General features: G+C 71.4%; 15 protein-coding genes. 10 read left to right on the forward strand and 5 right to left on the reverse strand.

Annotated features, from left to right (window positions below; genetic code table 11):
- Window positions 1-62: 62 nt before the first annotated feature.
- Window positions 63-422 carry a hypothetical protein gene (locus FFK22_RS01555; protein ID WP_138886457.1) on the reverse strand — a complete coding sequence of 120 codons (360 nt, stop codon included), beginning with the start codon at window positions 420-422 and terminating at the stop codon, window positions 63-65.
- A gap of 171 nt (window positions 423-593) precedes the next feature.
- Between FFK22_RS01555 and FFK22_RS01560 the strand changes: the two genes are divergently transcribed.
- The 5 genes from FFK22_RS01560 to FFK22_RS01580 all read left to right on the forward strand — a co-directional run bounded on the left by FFK22_RS01560 (window position 594) and on the right by FFK22_RS01580 (window position 5678).
- Window positions 594-968, forward strand: a complete 375-nt coding sequence (locus FFK22_RS01560; RefSeq protein ID WP_138886456.1) for a response regulator — start codon at window positions 594-596, stop codon at window positions 966-968.
- A gap of 238 nt (window positions 969-1206) precedes the next feature.
- Entirely contained in the window at window positions 1207-2259 is a 1053-nt protein-coding gene (locus tag FFK22_RS01565; RefSeq protein WP_221938314.1) for an ABC transporter substrate-binding protein, read from the forward strand.
- A gap of 28 nt (window positions 2260-2287) precedes the next feature.
- Window positions 2288-3790: a sugar ABC transporter ATP-binding protein gene (locus tag FFK22_RS01570; protein ID WP_138886454.1), complete on the forward strand. Its 1503-nt coding sequence runs from the start codon at window positions 2288-2290 to the stop codon at window positions 3788-3790.
- Window positions 3787-4728 (forward strand): ABC transporter permease, encoded by a 942-nt coding sequence (locus tag FFK22_RS01575; RefSeq protein WP_138886453.1) that lies wholly within the window; start codon window positions 3787-3789, stop codon window positions 4726-4728. The genes FFK22_RS01570 and FFK22_RS01575 overlap by 4 nt, the downstream gene beginning before the upstream one ends.
- Window positions 4725-5678, forward strand: coding sequence for an ABC transporter permease (locus FFK22_RS01580; protein WP_138886452.1), 954 nt, complete (start codon window positions 4725-4727; stop codon window positions 5676-5678). The genes FFK22_RS01575 and FFK22_RS01580 overlap by 4 nt, the downstream gene beginning before the upstream one ends.
- Here the strand turns inward: FFK22_RS01580 and FFK22_RS01585 are convergent.
- On the reverse strand, window positions 5675-6583 hold the full coding sequence (locus FFK22_RS01585) for an amidohydrolase (RefSeq protein WP_138886451.1): 909 nt from the start codon (window positions 6581-6583) through the stop codon (window positions 5675-5677). The genes FFK22_RS01580 and FFK22_RS01585 overlap by 4 nt on opposite strands.
- A gap of 115 nt (window positions 6584-6698) precedes the next feature.
- Here FFK22_RS01585 and FFK22_RS01590 point away from each other — a divergent pair, with 115 nt between their 5' ends.
- The 3 genes from FFK22_RS01590 to FFK22_RS01600 are packed head-to-tail and all read left to right on the forward strand — an operon-like array spanning window position 6699 to window position 10087.
- Window positions 6699-8012 (forward strand): amino acid deaminase, encoded by a 1314-nt coding sequence (locus tag FFK22_RS01590; RefSeq protein ID WP_221938315.1) that lies wholly within the window; start codon window positions 6699-6701, stop codon window positions 8010-8012.
- 1 nt (window position 8013) lies between these two features.
- Complete coding sequence (locus FFK22_RS01595; protein ID WP_138886450.1) at window positions 8014-9027, forward strand: succinylglutamate desuccinylase/aspartoacylase family protein; 1014 nt, start codon at window positions 8014-8016, stop codon at window positions 9025-9027.
- 25 nt (window positions 9028-9052) lie between these two features.
- A complete protein-coding gene (locus FFK22_RS01600; protein WP_138886449.1) occupies window positions 9053-10087 on the forward strand; it encodes a LacI family DNA-binding transcriptional regulator in 1035 nt (344 codons plus the stop codon).
- A gap of 41 nt (window positions 10088-10128) precedes the next feature.
- Here the strand turns inward: FFK22_RS01600 and FFK22_RS01605 are convergent, their stop codons facing one another.
- Window positions 10129-10686, reverse strand: coding sequence for a hypothetical protein (locus FFK22_RS01605; RefSeq protein ID WP_138886448.1), 558 nt, complete (start codon window positions 10684-10686; stop codon window positions 10129-10131).
- A 77-nt stretch (window positions 10687-10763) separates the two neighbouring features.
- Here FFK22_RS01605 and FFK22_RS01610 point away from each other — a divergent pair, with 77 nt between their 5' ends.
- Both FFK22_RS01610 and FFK22_RS01615 read left to right on the forward strand, forming a co-directional pair.
- The gene (locus FFK22_RS01610; protein ID WP_186002250.1) at window positions 10764-11237 is read left to right on the forward strand and encodes an AP2 domain-containing protein; all 474 of its coding nucleotides are present in this window, start codon (window positions 10764-10766) and stop codon (window positions 11235-11237) included.
- Between the two features lie 316 nt (window positions 11238-11553).
- On the forward strand, window positions 11554-12672 hold the full coding sequence (locus tag FFK22_RS01615; protein ID WP_138886446.1) for an SEL1-like repeat protein: 1119 nt from the start codon (window positions 11554-11556) through the stop codon (window positions 12670-12672).
- A 34-nt stretch (window positions 12673-12706) separates the two neighbouring features.
- Here the strand turns inward: FFK22_RS01615 and FFK22_RS01620 are convergent, their stop codons facing one another.
- Window positions 12707-14320 carry an ABC transporter ATP-binding protein gene (locus tag FFK22_RS01620; protein WP_138886445.1) on the reverse strand — a complete coding sequence of 538 codons (1614 nt, stop codon included), beginning with the start codon at window positions 14318-14320 and terminating at the stop codon, window positions 12707-12709.
- Window positions 14317-15129 (reverse strand): creatininase family protein, encoded by an 813-nt coding sequence (locus FFK22_RS01625; RefSeq protein ID WP_221938316.1) that lies wholly within the window; start codon window positions 15127-15129, stop codon window positions 14317-14319. The genes FFK22_RS01620 and FFK22_RS01625 overlap by 4 nt, the downstream gene beginning before the upstream one ends.

Raw genomic sequence — 15129 nt, forward strand, 5'->3', positions numbered from 1 at the left:
TCTCTCCCCTTCGGTCGTCGAAAGGACATGGCCGTGGGAATGCACTCCGGCAAGCCGGGGCGTCAGGCATGCCCGACGGGCCGCCCTCCGAGCCAGCTCAGATACTGGTATTTCGGCCGCAGCAGCTCCATGTCGCGCTCGAACTCCGGCAGGGTGTAGTCGACGGCGGCGGCATCGCCCGCCTCGGCCAGGGGCGAATGGTCCGGGTCCGCCGCGGCCAGCAGGTTGGCGATCTCCTGATGCGCCGACGGCCCGGCATCGTCGTGGATTTCGCCCTCGTCGATATGCAGCTCGCCGACCGCCCGCCTGATCGCGGCCAGTTGGATCCCGTTCGGGGCCTGGCCCGCGAGCCATCGCGTCAGCCAGGCTTCCAGCTGATTCATGGCGTAGCGCAGCTCGTCGTCGCGTTCGGTGGCGGGCATCGTCATGTCCTTCGGCCGTGGCAGTTCCTGATGGACGCCTTCAAGGCGGGCGGCAAGGGCTTGATTCCCGGAAGTAGGTCGCACGCCGGTGGAGATAGGCAATAAAATTACCCGCACTCCCGTGCCGCAGCGGCTGTTGTCATAGAAACGCAATATCCGGAGGACCCGCCCATGGTGATCGAGCGACAGCCTTGCGTCCTCGTCGTCGAGGACGAATTCCTGACCGCCCTCCTGGTGGAGGAGGCGCTGGCCGAGGCCGGCATCCGCGTCCTGGGGCCGGCCGCGAAGCTGGACCAGGCGGTCGAGCTGGCCGGAGCCGACGGCGTGGACGCCGCACTGCTCGACGTCGAGCTGGCCGGCGGCGACGAGGTGTTCCCGGCGGCGGAAGTCCTGGCCGAGCGCAACATTCCGTTCGCCTTCGTGTCGTCCTGCCCGCGCGACCGCGTCGAAGACAGATGCGGCGCCCGGCCGATGCTGTCGAAGCCGTTCCGGGACCGCGAGGTGCAGGCTCTCACGGCGAAGCTGCTCCGGCCCAGGCGGCGGTAAGGCCCGCCAGCGCGCGTCCTGAGGCTCGAACATCCCTTGATGACAACGTTGTCTTGACAGATTCCTGCAGGCCCGTCTCTCTATGAGCGGGGATGATGTCGTCCTGCCGGCGGCCCGCAGCAGAAGATTGCGGCCGGCGCGGGCGACGTCGCACCCTCCGGGCTCCGCCCTTGCGGGCTTCGCCGGACGAATCGACAACGCACCGGTCGCCACGGCCGGGTCAGACAGGGAGAGGATGATGACGAAGGATCTGGCGCGCCGCGCCGTCTGCGGAGCCGCTGTGGCGGTCGCCGCCCTGGTCGCCGCCACCGGCGCGGCCGATGCCGCCGCCAATTGCATCAAGGGCGACCGCAAGCCACCCTTCACCGTCGGCTGGGCCAACATCTACTCCGTGCCGACCTGGATGAAGCAGACCGAGGGCACCATCAGCAAGGAGGTCGACGAGCTGAAGGCCAAGGGGCTGGTCGACAAGCTGGTCATCACCGACGCCCAGGGCAACGCCAACACCCAGATCCAGCAGGTCCAGTCGATGATCGACGCCGATGTCGACGCGATCATCCTGATCGCCGGCTCGGCCACGGCGCTGGACCGCGTGGTCGCCGACGCCTGCGCCAAGGGCATCGCGGTGATCAATTTCGACAGCCTGGTGCAGACCGACAAGGTGACGGCCAAGCTCAACACCGACTCGGCGGACTGGGGCAAGCAGGCCGCCGAGTGGCTGGTCAAGCAGATCGGCGGCAAGGGCAAGATCATCGTCCTGAACGGCCCGGCCGGCATCTCGGTCAGCGACGACCGGCGCAAGGGCGCGACGCCGGTGCTGCAGGCCAATCCGGGGGTCGAGGTGCTGGCCGAGACCAACACCGACTACAACGTCGCCCCGGCGCAGGAGGCGGTGACCAGCCTGCTGTTCGCCAATCCGGAGATCGACGGCATCCTGTCGCTGGGCGGCGCGCTGTCGGCCGGCGCGATCCTGGCGATGGACCGGCAGGGCCGCGCCTTCGTGCCGACCACCGGCGAGAACTACCGCCAGTTCCTCGAGCTGTGGAAGCAGCACGATATGAAGGGCTGGGCGACGATGCAGCCGAACTGGCTCGGCGCGCTGGCGGTCTACACCGCGGTGCAGGCGCTGTCGGGCAAGGACGTGCCGGCCTTCGTCAAGGTGCCGCTGCCGGTGATCGACGACGCCAGCATCGACGGCTACCTGGCGCGGGCCGACAAGTTCCCGGCCGACGGCTACATCTTCTCGGAATACGACACGGCGCTGTTCGACAAGCTGCTGGCGGCGAAGTGAGAATGATCTCCAAGGCGGGGGCGGCGCCGTGACGGCGTCGCCCATCCTCGCTGCGGAGGGCGTCTCCAAGGCCTTCTTCGGCAATCCGGTGCTGCGCGACGTCTCGATCGCGCTGCATCCCGGCCGCGTCCACGCCCTCCTGGGCGAGAACGGGGCCGGCAAGTCGACCCTGATCAACATCCTGTCCGGGGCGCTGCGGCCCGATGGCGGGTCGTTGACGGTCGACGGCCGCAGCACCGGCCACCTGACCCCGCGCGAGGCCCAGCGCGCCGGCATCGCCGTGGTGCAGCAGGAGCTGAGCCTGGCGCCGCATCTGTCGATCGCCGAGAATATCGGCCTCGGCGCCTACCCGCGGCGGCTCGGGCTGATCGACTACGGCACCCTGGCGGCGCGGGCCCGGGCGGCCTGCGACCTGGTCGGGCTGGACGAGCCGCTGGACCTGCCGGTCGACGCCCTGTCGCTGGGCCGCCGGCAGATGGTCGAGATCGCCAAGGCCCTCTACCGCAAGCCCCGCGTCCTGATCCTGGACGAGCCGACCTCCTCGCTGTCGGCGCATGAGGCGCAGACCCTGGCCCGGCTGGTGCGGCGGCTGCGCGACGAGGGCACGGCCATCCTCTACATCTCGCACCGGCTGAACGAGGTGCTGGACCTCTGCGATTACGCCACCGTGCTGAAGGACGGCAGCCGCACCGCCGACCGGCCGCTGGAAGGCGTCGATCCGGAAGGGCTGGTGCGGCTGATGGTCGGGCGCGATCCCGGCGACCTGTTCCCCGCCTGGCAGCCTTCCGCCCAGCCGGAGACCGCGATCGAGATTCGCGGCTTCCGGGCAGGGGCCGCGCGCGAGGTCGATCTCACGGTCCGCTACGGCGAGGTGGTCGGGATCGGCGGGCTGGTGGGGCAGGGGCAGGAGGATCTACTGCTCGGGCTCGTCGGCGCCCTGCCGGCGGCAGCCGACGCAGCCCGCATCGCCGGGGCCGACCGGCCCTTCGGCAAGGTGACGGAGGCGACGGCGGCCGGCCTGGCCTATATCCCGGCCGACCGCAAGAAGGAGGGGCTGCTGCTGCCGCACAGCATCGCCTTCAACCTGCTGCTGCCGACCCTGGCGCGGCCGGCGCGCGGCCTGCGTGACCGGGCCGGAGAGGCGGCGACGGTGGCCGAGCTCGCCAGGCGCCTGACCATCAAGGGCGATACGGCGCGGCCGGTGCAGGCGCTGTCTGGCGGCAACCAGCAGAAGGTGGCGCTGGCCAAATGGCTGCCGCTGGCGCCTCGCATCCTGCTGCTGAACGACCCCACGCGGGGCGTCGATGTGGAGACCAAGCGGGAGATCTACGTCATGCTGCGGGCGCTGGCGGCGCAGGGGAAGGCGATCGTGCTGCTCAGCTCCGACACGCCCGAGCTGGTCCATCTCTGCGACCGGGTGGCGGTGATGTTCGCCGGCCGCACGGTGGCGAATCTGGAGCGGCCGGGGATTAGCGAGGAAGCGATCGTCGGCGCCGCCATGGGCGTCGCCGCGCCGGGGCTGGCGGCATGAGCGCGGTGCTGTATCGGGCGATCCAGGGCCGCCGGCACCAGGGGCTGCGCGGGCTGTACCTGATCGTGGCGCTGTTCCTGGCGCTGTATGTTGCGCTGTTCCCGGGGCTGGTCAGCGTCGAGGGCGTCGCCAAATTCACCCAGAACTGGTTCCCGCTGGCGCTGGTGGCCATGGCCCAGGCGATGATCATGCTGACCGGCGGCATCAACCTGGCCGTCGGCGCCATGGTCAGCCTCGGCGCCGTGGTCGCGGCCACCAGCTTCGACGGGATGCTCGGCGTGCCCGGCGGCGTGCTGGCCGTGGCCGCGATCGGGCTTGCGGTCGGGGCCGGGGCGGGGGCGATCGTGGCGCTGTTCCGGCTGCCGGCGATCATCGTCACTTTGGCCGGGTCCTTCATCCTCGGCGGCGCGGCCCTTTTGGTGCTGCCGCGGCCGGGCGGCGACGTGCCGGACTGGCTGTCCGAGCTCCTGGCCGGGCACCAGCCGGTGGCGGCGCTGTTGCTGGTGCTGCTGGCGGTCGCCTGGAAGCTGTATCTGGCGACGCCGATCGGCCTCGGCCTCTATGCTGCCGGCGACAACCCGGTCGGCGCCTACCGCTCCGGCGTGCCGGTCGACCTGGCCAAGGTCGTGGCCTATGCGATCAGCTTCATGCTGGCGGCGCTGGCTGGGCTGTTCGTGGCGGCGCAGACCGGGTCGGGCGACCCGGTGATCGGCACGCCCTTCACCCTGAACTCGATCGCCGCGGCGGTGCTGGGCGGGGTCGGCTTCCTCGGCGGGGCCGGCACCATGCGTGGCGCCATCGCCGGCAGCCTGCTGCTCAGCGTCATGATCAACGTCATGTTCTTCCTGGGCTTTCCGCCCGTGGCGCAATACATCGCCCAGGGGCTGATCATCGTCGGCGCCGTGGCGCTGCCGCAGATCCGCTGGAGGCGGGCATGAGCGCGATCGCGACGAAGGTGCCGGCGATCCTGCGGCACAAGGTGGTGCTGGCCTGGCTGGTGGTGGCCGCGGTCTGGATCGCCGCCAGCCTGCTGACCCGCGGCTTCGGCGCCTATGGCCATCTGCGCTACCTGCTGGAGCTCGCGGCGGTGATCGGACTGGTGGCCGCCGGCCAGACGCTGGTGGTGATCGGCGGCGGCATCGACCTCGCCGTCGGCGCGGTGATCACGGTGACGGCGATCCTGCTGCCGCTGCTGTCGGTGGCCTGGGACCCGACCGGGCTGGTCGGGGTGGCGGCGACGCTGCTGGTGGCCGCGGGCATCGGCTTCCTCAACGGAATCGGCATCGCCGCGCTCAGGGTGCATCCGCTGATCATGACCCTGGCCATGGCGACGCTGCTGCAGGGCCTCTTGGTGATCGTCGCCGGCGGCAGCGCCATCACTGTGCGCAACCCGGTGGTGGAATGGCTCGGCTCGGCCCGCCCCGCCGGGGTGCCGGTCGGCATCCTGCTGTGGCTCGTGGTCTCGGCCGGGGTGCTGGTGCTGCTGCACCGCACCGCGGTCGGCGCCCGGATCTTCGCCTTCGGCACCAGCCCGCTGGCGGCGCGCCTCTCCGGCGTCGATATCGGCCGGACGACGGTGCTGCTGTACACGCTCAGCGGGCTGATGGCGGGCATCGCCGGGGTGCTGGTGCTGGGTATGAACCGGCAGGGCTATGTCGGCATCGGCGACCCGTACCTCTTGACCTCGATCGCCGCGGTGGTGCTGGGCGGCACCTCGATCCTCGGTGGGCGCGGCACCTATGCCGGCACCATCCCGGGGGCGATCCTGCTGGTCACCATCACCGCGCTGATCACCGTGGTGAATGCCTCGCCCGGCTGGCGCAGCATCCTGTTCGGCGGGCTGATCCTGGGGCTGCTGCTGCTGTCGGGGCGGGAGGCACGGCGCTAGTCGACCCGGTAGAGCCGCCGGGCGTTGTCGTGGAACAGCGCCCGCTGCTCGGCCGGGGTCAGGTCGGCGGTGATCGCCTTGAAACCGTCCCAGACCTGGTCGAAGGAGGCGTGCAGCCCCGCCACCGGGAAGTCGCTGGCGAACAGCGACCGGGCAGGGCCGAAGGCGTCGAGGCACGCCAGCACCACGTCGCGCAGGCTGCCCGGCGTCCAGTGGTGGTCATAGGCCACGAGGTCGGAGATCTTGAGATGGACATTCGGCTCGCGGCCCAGCGCTGCCAGGCCGGCGCGCCAGCGGGCCATGCCCTCCGGGTCGCGGTCGGCCGGGCTGCCGCAATGGTTCAGGATGAAGGTCTGGCCGGGAAAGTCGCGGACCAGCCGCAGCGCATCCGCCATCTGTCCCGGATAGAGCATCAGGTCGAAGGACAGGCCGTGCCCGGCCAGCCGGGCCAGGCCGCGGCGCCATGCCGGGTCGTCCATCCGGTCCGGACGGGCGACGAAGCTGCGCGCCGGGTCGGGGTGCCAGCTCAGGATGTCGCGGATGCCGACGACGCGCGGGAAGGCCGCCTGCCGCTCCAGCAGTGCCGCTGCGTCCGGGGAATCGAGCGGCACATGCGCGACCAGGCGTTCGGCGATGCCGTCGTGGTCCTCCAGAGTCTCCAGCCAGGCGGTCTCCGCCACCGGGTCGGCGGGGTCCCAGCCGGCCTCGACATGCACCGTCGCGACCACCGGCTGGTTGCGCGCATCGGCGCGATAATCCGCCGGCAGGTAGTCGCGGCGCAACGGCGCGTTGTCGCCGAACACCATCTCGCCCCGCGCCGGGCGCAGCCAGGGGTGCCGGTCCATCGACAGATCCCAGAGATGATGGTGCGCGTCGACGATCGGGCCGTCATAGGGCTGGGTCACGAGGCCTCTCCTGCAGGATATCCGTCCTGCGCCTGATCGATGACAACGTTGTCTTGACAGATAGCCTGCCGCTGCCGTCTAAGGAAGTCCATAGCAGGGGCGGGGAGCGGCAATCGTGGCCGACGGGATCATCATGCGGGACGCAGACATGCTGCATGACGGCATCCGGGGCGTGCCCCCGGGCGCCGGGCCGATCGCGCTGGACGAAGTGGCGGCGCAGGGCTGGCACCCGGCCGAGGGCGCGATGTCGCTGCCGGTGCTGACCCTGGACGAGGACGCCTTCGCCGGCAACCGCGCGCTGATGCTGCGCTATGCGGCGGAGCAGGGGGCGGCGATCGCCCCGCATGCCAAGACGCCGATGGCGCCGGCGCTGGCGGCCTCGCTGGTCGCGGCCGGGGCCTGGGGCACCACGGTGGCCGATATCCGCCAAGCCGCGGTGATGCTGCGCGCCGGGCTGAACCGGCTGATCCTGGCCAACCAGGTCGGCGGCGGGGGCGGCGCCCGCCGGCTGGCCCGGCTGCACGAGGCCTATCCCCGGGCCGGGATCTACGCCTTTACCGATTCCCCCGAGGCCGCCGCGGCGCTCGACGATGCCTGGCGCGAGGCCCGGCTGGCGCCGCTGCCGGTGCTGGTCGAGGTCGGGGCCGGCCGCGCCGGCGCCCGCGACCTGGCGGCGGCGGAGCGGGTGATCGCCGCGGTCCAGGCCAGCGAGGGCCGGCTGCGGCTGGCGGGCGTCGGCGCCTATGAGGGCGCGGCGGCGACCGCCGATGCGGAGCGGACCCACGCGGCCATCGCCGAGCTCGCGGCGCTGGCGGCGGAGGCGTTCGGCAAGGTCCGTGCCGCCGCCGGGCCGCAGGCGCCGTTGATCCTGACCGCCGGCGGCTCGGCCTATTTCGACCTGATCGTGCAACATCTCGGCCCGGTGGCCGCCGCCGACGGCCGCGCCCGGCTGGTGCTGCGCAGCGGCGCGATCTTCTTCCACGACCACGGCATCTACACGCGCGGCCTGGCGGCACTCGACGCCCGGCAAGGCTTCCGCCTCGGCGGCGAGGTCGCCAGCGCGTCGGAGAGCTTCCGCCCGGCGCTGCGGCTCTGGGCCGAGGTGCTGTCGCGCCCGGCGCCGGGCCTGGCCATCTGCGGCATGGGCATGCGCGACGTCTCCTTCGACCAGGACCTGCCGACGCCGCTGCGCCTGCACCGCGCCGGCCACCCGCTGGCCAGCTTCGCCCGGCCGGAGGAGGCGCGGGTGATGAAGTTGAACGACCAGCATGCCTTCCTGGCGCTGGGCCCCGACACCTCGGTCGCGGTCGGCGACGTGATCGAGTTCGGCATCTCCCACCCCTGCACCTGCCTCGACCGCTGGCGGGTGATCTGGGGCGTCGACGGCCAGGGCCGCGTCCGGGCCGCCTATCCCACCTGCTTCGGCTGAGATGCATACGGGTCTGTTCCACACCATCGATTTCGACGCCGACGGCCGCGTCCTCGACCATCTGGGCGTGCCCTTCTCGGTCGACCGGTCGCCCTATTTCCACGTCAAGGTCCCGATCGCGCGGATCCGGAACGGCGACGGGCCGCGGGTGCTGCTGATGGCCGGCAACCATGGCGACGAATATGAGGGCGAGTTCGCCCTGGCCCGGCTGATCCGCCGGCTGGACCCGGCCCGTATGAAGGGCACCGTCACCATCCTGCCGATGGCCAATGCGCCGGCGGTGCGGGCGTCGAAGCGCTGCTCGCCGCTGGACGGCGGCAACCTCAACCGCGCCTTTCCGGGCGATCCCGACGGCACCCCGACCCAGCGCATCGCCCATTTCCTCGAGCATGAGCTGTTCCCGCGCCACGACGTGGTGTTCGACCTGCATTCCGGCGGCACCTCGATGGCGCATCTGCCCTGCGCCCTGATCGAGCGCCACGCCGACCCCGAGAGGCAGGAGCGGGCGCTGGCGCTGATGCGGGCGCTGGGCCTGCCCTGGGGCTTCGTCGCCGACAACGGCCCGGCGGCGCCGACCTCGATGGGCGCCGCGGCGCGGGCCGGCATCATCGGGCTGTCCGGCGAGTTCGGCGGCGGCGGCACGGTGACGCCGGCGACGATGCGCGGCGCCTCGGCCGCGATCGACGGGCTGCTGCTGGCGCTCGGCGTGATCGACGCGCCGCTGCTGGGCCCGGCGCCGGCGGCGGGGCCGATGCGCCTGCTGTCCCTGGCCCGGCACGCCCAGGCGATCTATGCCACTGCCCCCGGCTGGTTCGAGCCGGCGGTCGAGGTCGGCGCCGAGGTCGCGGCCGGGGACCTGGCCGGCTGGGTGCACGACCTGGACCGGCTGGAGGTGGTGGAGGCGCCGCGGCACTTCGCCGAATCCGGGGTGGTGATCTCGCACCGGTTGCACAGCCGGTGCGAACCGGGCGACTGTCTGATCCAGGTGGCCGAGGTGCTGGGCGCCGGCCGGTGAGCCGCGGGTCGACAAAGGGGATCGGATGACGGATTCGGAGAAGCGGCCGGCCCGCATCGACGAGGTCGCGCGCATTGCCGGGGTGTCGCCGATCACCGTCTCCCGGGCGCTGCGCCAGCCGGAGAAGGTGGCGGAGGACAAGCGCCGCCGCATCCAGGCGGCGATCGAACAGACCGGCTATGCGCCCAACCAGGACGCCATCCGCCTGCGCTCCGGCGGCCGGCCGGCGGCGACGGCTGCGGCCGCGTCGACTCTGGTCGCCGCCTTCGTCTCCAACATCGCCAACCCGCAATTCTCGCGCGCCGTGCGGGCCTGCGCCGAGGTGCTGGAGCCGGCGGGCTACCGGCTGATGACGGGCGAGACCGCCTATTCCTATGCGCGCGAGACGGCGATGATCCAGTCGCTGCGCGACCTCAGGCCCGCCGCGGTGCTGTTCACCGGCGTGATCGAGCTGGAGGAGAACCGTGAGGCGCTGCGCTCGCTCGGCGTGCCGGTGATGGAGACCTGGGCCTATCCGCAGGACCCGATCGACATGCTGGTCGGCTTCTCCAATTTCGACGGCGGGCGGCTGGTCGGCGAGCATTTCGGCGAGCGCGGCCATCGCCGCATCGCCTATGTCGGCCGCGGCGGCGGCCGCGGCGTGCTGCGGCTGCAGGGCTTCAAGGAGGGCCTGGCCAAACACGGGCTGCGCCCGGCGGCGGAGCTGTCGGTCGAGGGCCCGGCCGGCTTGGCCGAGGGTCGCCGGGCGATGATTGCGCTGCTGGAGCAGGGCGGCGAGCCGTTCGATGCGGCGTTCTTCGGCAACGACCTGCTGGCGATCGGCGCGTTGTTCGAGGCGCGGCGCCGCGGGCTCGCCGTGCCGGGCGACCTGGCGGTGGCCGGCTTCGGCGACATCGAGCTGGCGGAGGCGCTGGAGCCGGGCCTGACCACGGTGCGCATCGACAGCGACGACATCGGCCGCCGCGCCGGCCGCATGCTCCTGACCCGCCTCGCCGGGGGGACGCCGGAGCGGGGGATCGAGCTGGTGGAGCTGAGCCTGGTTGTGCGGGCGAGCGGGTAGGGGAAGGAGGAGGCTCCCGAGGGAGCCTCCCGAGATGTCGGCTACGGGGCGAACTGCAGGGCGCGCCCGTCCGTGTCGGTCGTGGGCCGCCCCGGCTTGACGCGCAAGGCGCCGGAGCCGTCCAGCCAGATGTGGACCTCGCGGGTCATGCCGTTGCCGAACACGATGTGCGAGCCGTTCCAGGTCATGTCGCCGGTGGAGCGAAGATGGCCGATATCGACCGGGTTCTTGCCCGCATGCACGCGCAGGCGCCCGATGCGGATGCGGCAGTTGTCGTCATCCTTGTAGTCGAGAGCCGACGGGGAGAACACCAGGTTCATCGCAATCGGCTTGTAGAAGCCTGCCACCGGGGAGAAGGGGATGGTGTGCCGGTCCCAGCTCTCATAGCCCTTGTAGGTGCGCTGCCAGTGGACCTCGCCCCCGGCGCCCTGCAGGGTCACCGTGACGGCGTCGATCTTGTCGGCGTCCGCCTCGCGGATATCGAAGCTGATGAAGGCCGACTGGCCTTGCCGCAGCGCCGGGATGGTCACCGGGTAGTTGACCGAAGAGCCCGAGGTGGCGAAGAAGATCTCGGATGCGGGGCCGGCAGCATGTCTCATCCGGAAGCGGTATTCCGTCGATCCTGCAAATCGGCGGGACAATATGCGAGACTTCGCGGGTCGGTTTGGAGGCTCCGATGCGCGTCAGTCGAATTGACGACAAGGCGAAACGGATGCTCGGTTGGGTCGGCCAGTACTCGGTTGCTGGAAGACACACGCGCAAATTCTTCTCCGACCGGGCGTTCGGCACCTCCGCGCGGGCCAAGGCCGCGGCCGAGGCGTTTGCCACGAAGGATCTCGCAGAGCACCGCGAGGTCAGCTCGCTGCGCCGCATGCTGGTGCCGCGCAAGAACACCCCGCATGGCATCCCGGGGGTCGCGCGCTATGCCCGCCCGGGGGGCTCGTCCGCCTTCTGGGTCGCCTACTGGACCCAGGACGGGGTACGGCACCAGAAGAAGTATTCGATCCTGCGCCATGGCGAGAGCGAAGCGCGGGATCTGGCCTTTGCCACGCGTGCCGACATGACCGCCGGCAACCTGGAGCGGCTGGCCGAGCTGCTCAAGGTCCACGCGCCCGGCCGGTCGGCAGCGACACGGGGCCGGCGGCCGTGAGTACCGCGAAGGGCGTATGACCATGCTGTACCATTAGGTCAGTCGCGATCGCCCGGGCCCTGAGTCATGGTCCAATGGTCCGCCGCGTGAAATTCTCCTGCCGAAGATGGTATCGGGCGGGGCAGAAAGGATGCCATCGGGCGTCCAGACTATGCGCCGATGCACGCAATATTGAAGATGAATTGATCTGAGCCGTCGGGTCGCCGCTCTGGATCAAGACCACGCATTGTCGTCGAGTCAGGCCGGTCGGAACCGGCTGGTCGCAGAAGTGACGAACTCGTCTTGCAGCGCGTCCGGCAACGGGCGAGGAGGTGGGGTGAAACGATCGGTCGAGCATGGGACCAGGTTCGAGCGTGAGCCGAACCATGGGCGCGGGGCGGCCACCCGTCACGCGGTGGCGGTCCTGCTCGCCTGCACTGTGGTCGGCTGCTCCACGCTGAACGACCTGGGGCTCGGCTGGGGCGACGCCGCTTCGGCCGAAGCTCAGCAAGCATCCGCTGCCGCAGCCCCTGCCACAGTTCCTGCGCCGCAGGCCGCGCCCGCAGGTCCGGCGCCCGTTCTCAGGACGACCGCGGCATCACCCCGCGAAACCGCTCCTCCCGGCGCTCCGGACGGTGATCCGGCAGCCGAATTACCGCTGCCGGACAACGCCTCCGCCGAGCTGCGCGATCTGGCGCGCAAGGCCATCGCCGGCGACGCGAACGCCGAGTATCAGATCGGCACCGTCTTCGCACGCGGCATCGACGTGCCGCAGAACTATGAGCACGCCGCCTACTGGTACCGCCGCGCCGCCGACCGAGGCAAAGCCGATGCCGCCTATGCATTCGGCTTTCTGTGGGAGCAAGGTCTCGGCGTGCCACGCGACCCGAGAGAGGCGATGAACTGGTTTCGCAAGGCCAGTGTCACCGGCAACCCGCGCGGCGCGTATGAGGTGGGCCGCCTCTATGAAACCGGTGAGCTCGGGCCGGCCAATCCGCTGATGGCCGCCGGCTGGTACAGGATCGCAGCCAGGGCCGGCGACGAGCAGGGGAAACAGGCGCTGGCTAGGCTGCAAGCGGCCTTGGAAGCCGGGCGTATGGCACCGGCCCAGACCACTGCGGCCACGGCGAGCCCGGAACGAGTTCCGGACAACAACCGAGCGGTCCAGATGCCGGCGCCGGCCGGTCCCAGCCAGACGGCAGCCGTGCCTCCGTCGGCCGCGCCACCGGCAATCGCGCCGGAACGGCCGGCCACCAGCGCCCAGGTCCGGGAAATCCAGCAGCTGCTGGCGAAGCTGAACCTGGATGCGGGGCGGGCGAATGGTCGGCTGGGGCGCAGGACCCGGGCCGCCATCGCCTCCTTCCAGCAGAGCCAGGGCCTGCCGGTCACGGGTCAGCCGTCGGCGGCGCTGCTGGAGGCGCTTCGCACCGCCGCCGAGCCGCCTCGCTTCGAGTGACGAGGGCGGTCGGCGTGGGGCGGCGAAGCGGAGATCAGCCCTGGTTGCCGTCCTGGCCCCAATCCCGGCCGGGGACGGCCGACAGCAGTTCGCGGGTATAGGCCTCCCGCGGGGCGCCGAAGAGGGTCTCGGGCTCGCCCTCCTCGACGATGCGACCCTGGCGCATCACGGCGATGCGGTCGCAGATCCGGCTGGCCACGCGCAGGTCGTGGGTGATGAACAGCATGGCGAAGCCCAGCCGCTGCTGCATCTCGGCCAGCAGGTCCAGGATCTGGGCCTGGACCGAGACGTCGAGGGCCGAGACGGATTCGTCGGCGATCAGCAGGTCCGGCTCGATCGCCAGCGCCCGGGCGATGCAGATGCGCTGGCGCTGGCCGCCGGAGAATTCATGCGGGAACCGGCCGGCCGCCTCGGCGTCGAGGCCGACGGCCTGCAGCAGCTTGAGCGCGCGCTGCCGCGCCTCGCCTCGGTCGACGCCATGGATCACCGGTCCCTCGGCGATGGCGACGCCGACGCTCTGCCGCGGGTCGAGCGCGCTGTAGGGATCCTGGAACACGATCTGCACCCGCCGGCGGGCCGCCCGCAGCGCCTTGCCCTTGAGGGCGGAGAAGGATCCGCCCGGCAGGGTGATGTCGCCGCGCTCGGGCTCGATCAGCCGGATGACGCATTGCGCCAAAGTGGATTTGCCGGAGCCGGATTCACCGACCAGCCCCAGCGTCTCGCCGCGGCGGATCTCGACATCGACCCCGTCCACCGCCCTGACGCTGCGGCCGCCGCCGAACAGCCCGGATTTGCGGAAGGTCTTGGCGATGCCTTTGGCCGAGACGGCGACCGAGCCCAGCCCCGGCCGGGCGCGCCGCGGCTCCAGCTTCGGCACCGCGGCCAGCAGGTCGCGCGTGTAGGCCGCCTCCGGCTGGCGCAGCACGCGGTCGCGCGGTCCTTCCTCGACCAGCCGGCCGTTCTGCATCACCGCGACCCGGTCGGCGATCTCGGCGACCACGCCGAAATCATGGGTGATGAACAGGATGCCGGTGCCGTGCCGCTGCCGCAGGTCCAGCATCAGCCGCAGGATCTGCGCCTGGGTGGTGACGTCGAGCGCGGTGGTCGGCTCGTCGGCGATCAGGATGGCGGGGTCCAGCGCCAGCGCCGTCGCGATCATCACGCGCTGGCACTGCCCGCCGGACAGCTGGTGCGGATAGCTGTGATACAGCTGTTCGGGGTCGGGCAGGCGGACCTCGCGGAACAGCGCCAGCACCCGCTCGCGGATCTCGGCGGCCGACAGCTTCGTGTGCAGCCGGAAGGTCTCGGCCACCTGGTCGCCGACCCGGTAGATCGGGTTCAAGGCGGCGCCCGGCTCCTGGAAGATCATGGCGATGCGGCGGCCGGCCAGGTCGCGCCGCTCGCGCTCGGCCAGGGCCAGCAGGTCGCGGCCCTCGAAGAACACGCGGCCGCTCGGCGCCGGCAGGTTGGCCGGCAGCAGCCCCATCACCGCCAGCGCCGTCATCGACTTGCCGGAGCCGGATTCGCCTACGACGCAGAGGATCTCGCCGCGGCCGAGCGCTAGCGACAGGCCGGAGACGGCATCCGGCCGTTCCGCCGCCGGCGGCAGCTTCACCCGCAGATCCTCGATGGCGAGCAGCGGATTCATGCCGGCGCCGCCTCGACCCGGCGCGGGTCGCAGCGGCGGAAATGGGCGATGAAGCGCGCGGTGAAGCCGGTGATGTGCTCGACCATCCGGGCGCCGATCGCGGCATCCGCCAGGGTCGGGTCGCCGCCCAGCATGCCGTCCGGATTGACCTCGGTGACGTCGAGCGGCATCTGCACCGGCAGCCCCTCGAAGCTGACCGCGGCGACGCCGTCGGTCGGCAGGCCGAAGGCCCGGGAGGGCGTGGCCGGGCGCACCAGATCGGGCCGCATCAGCTCCGGGAACAGATGCAGGTAGACCGAGGTCAGCGGATCGCCGCCATGGCCGCGGGCCCGGGCGGCCTTGTCGCCGTGCAGCTCGCGCCACAGCTCCGGCGGGATCAGGCGCCAGACGTTCAGCGCCGCGACCGCCACGCCGCGCTCGCGCCGCAGGCGGCGCAGCGTCTGCTCGATCAGCGGCGCATTCGAGCTGTGGCCGTTGAACACGACCAGATGCTCGACGCCGTGGTCGAGGAAGGCGGTCACCGTGTCCTCCAGCACGGCCGAGAAGGTCTCGGCGCGCAGCTGGATGCCGCCCGGCACGGTGCGGAAGAAATCGGCATAGCCGAAGGGAACGGTGGGGGCGGCGATCGCATCCGCCGCCTCCGCCGCCAGCACCGACAGCCGCTCGGTCAGCATGAAGTCGCCCATCGGGGCGTGCGGGCCCTGCTCCTCCTGGCTGCCGAAGGGCAGCAGGATCACCGGGCGCTCGGCCAGACGCTCGCGGAACTCCACGAAGGTCATGTCCTTCAGGGCGTGCTTGCGCAGCGGCAT

It is taken from the genome of Mycobacterium sp. KBS0706 (genome assembly GCF_005938675.2).
GTDB lineage: Bacteria > Pseudomonadota > Alphaproteobacteria > DSM-16000 > Inquilinaceae > Inquilinus.

Coding starts and splice junctions, on each gene's coding strand:
- FFK22_RS01600 (WP_138886449.1), top strand. CDS start 9,053: ATGACGGATTCGGAGAAGCGGCCGGCCCGCATCGACGAGGTCGCGCGC.
- FFK22_RS01560 (WP_138886456.1), top strand. CDS start 594: ATGGTGATCGAGCGACAGCCTTGCGTCCTCGTCGTCGAGGACGAATTC.
- FFK22_RS01605 (WP_138886448.1), bottom strand. CDS start 10,686: ATGAGACATGCTGCCGGCCCCGCATCCGAGATCTTCTTCGCCACCTCG.
- FFK22_RS01575 (WP_138886453.1), top strand. CDS start 3,787: ATGAGCGCGGTGCTGTATCGGGCGATCCAGGGCCGCCGGCACCAGGGG.
- FFK22_RS01555 (WP_138886457.1), bottom strand. CDS start 422: ATGCCCGCCACCGAACGCGACGACGAGCTGCGCTACGCCATGAATCAG.
- FFK22_RS01625 (WP_221938316.1), bottom strand. CDS start 15,129: ATGCCGCTGCGCAAGCACGCCCTGAAGGACATGACCTTCGTGGAGTTC.
- FFK22_RS01595 (WP_138886450.1), top strand. CDS start 8,014: ATGCATACGGGTCTGTTCCACACCATCGATTTCGACGCCGACGGCCGC.
- FFK22_RS01610 (WP_186002250.1), top strand. CDS start 10,764: ATGCGCGTCAGTCGAATTGACGACAAGGCGAAACGGATGCTCGGTTGG.
- FFK22_RS01565 (WP_221938314.1), top strand. CDS start 1,207: ATGACGAAGGATCTGGCGCGCCGCGCCGTCTGCGGAGCCGCTGTGGCG.
- FFK22_RS01580 (WP_138886452.1), top strand. CDS start 4,725: ATGAGCGCGATCGCGACGAAGGTGCCGGCGATCCTGCGGCACAAGGTG.
- FFK22_RS01620 (WP_138886445.1), bottom strand. CDS start 14,320: ATGAATCCGCTGCTCGCCATCGAGGATCTGCGGGTGAAGCTGCCGCCG.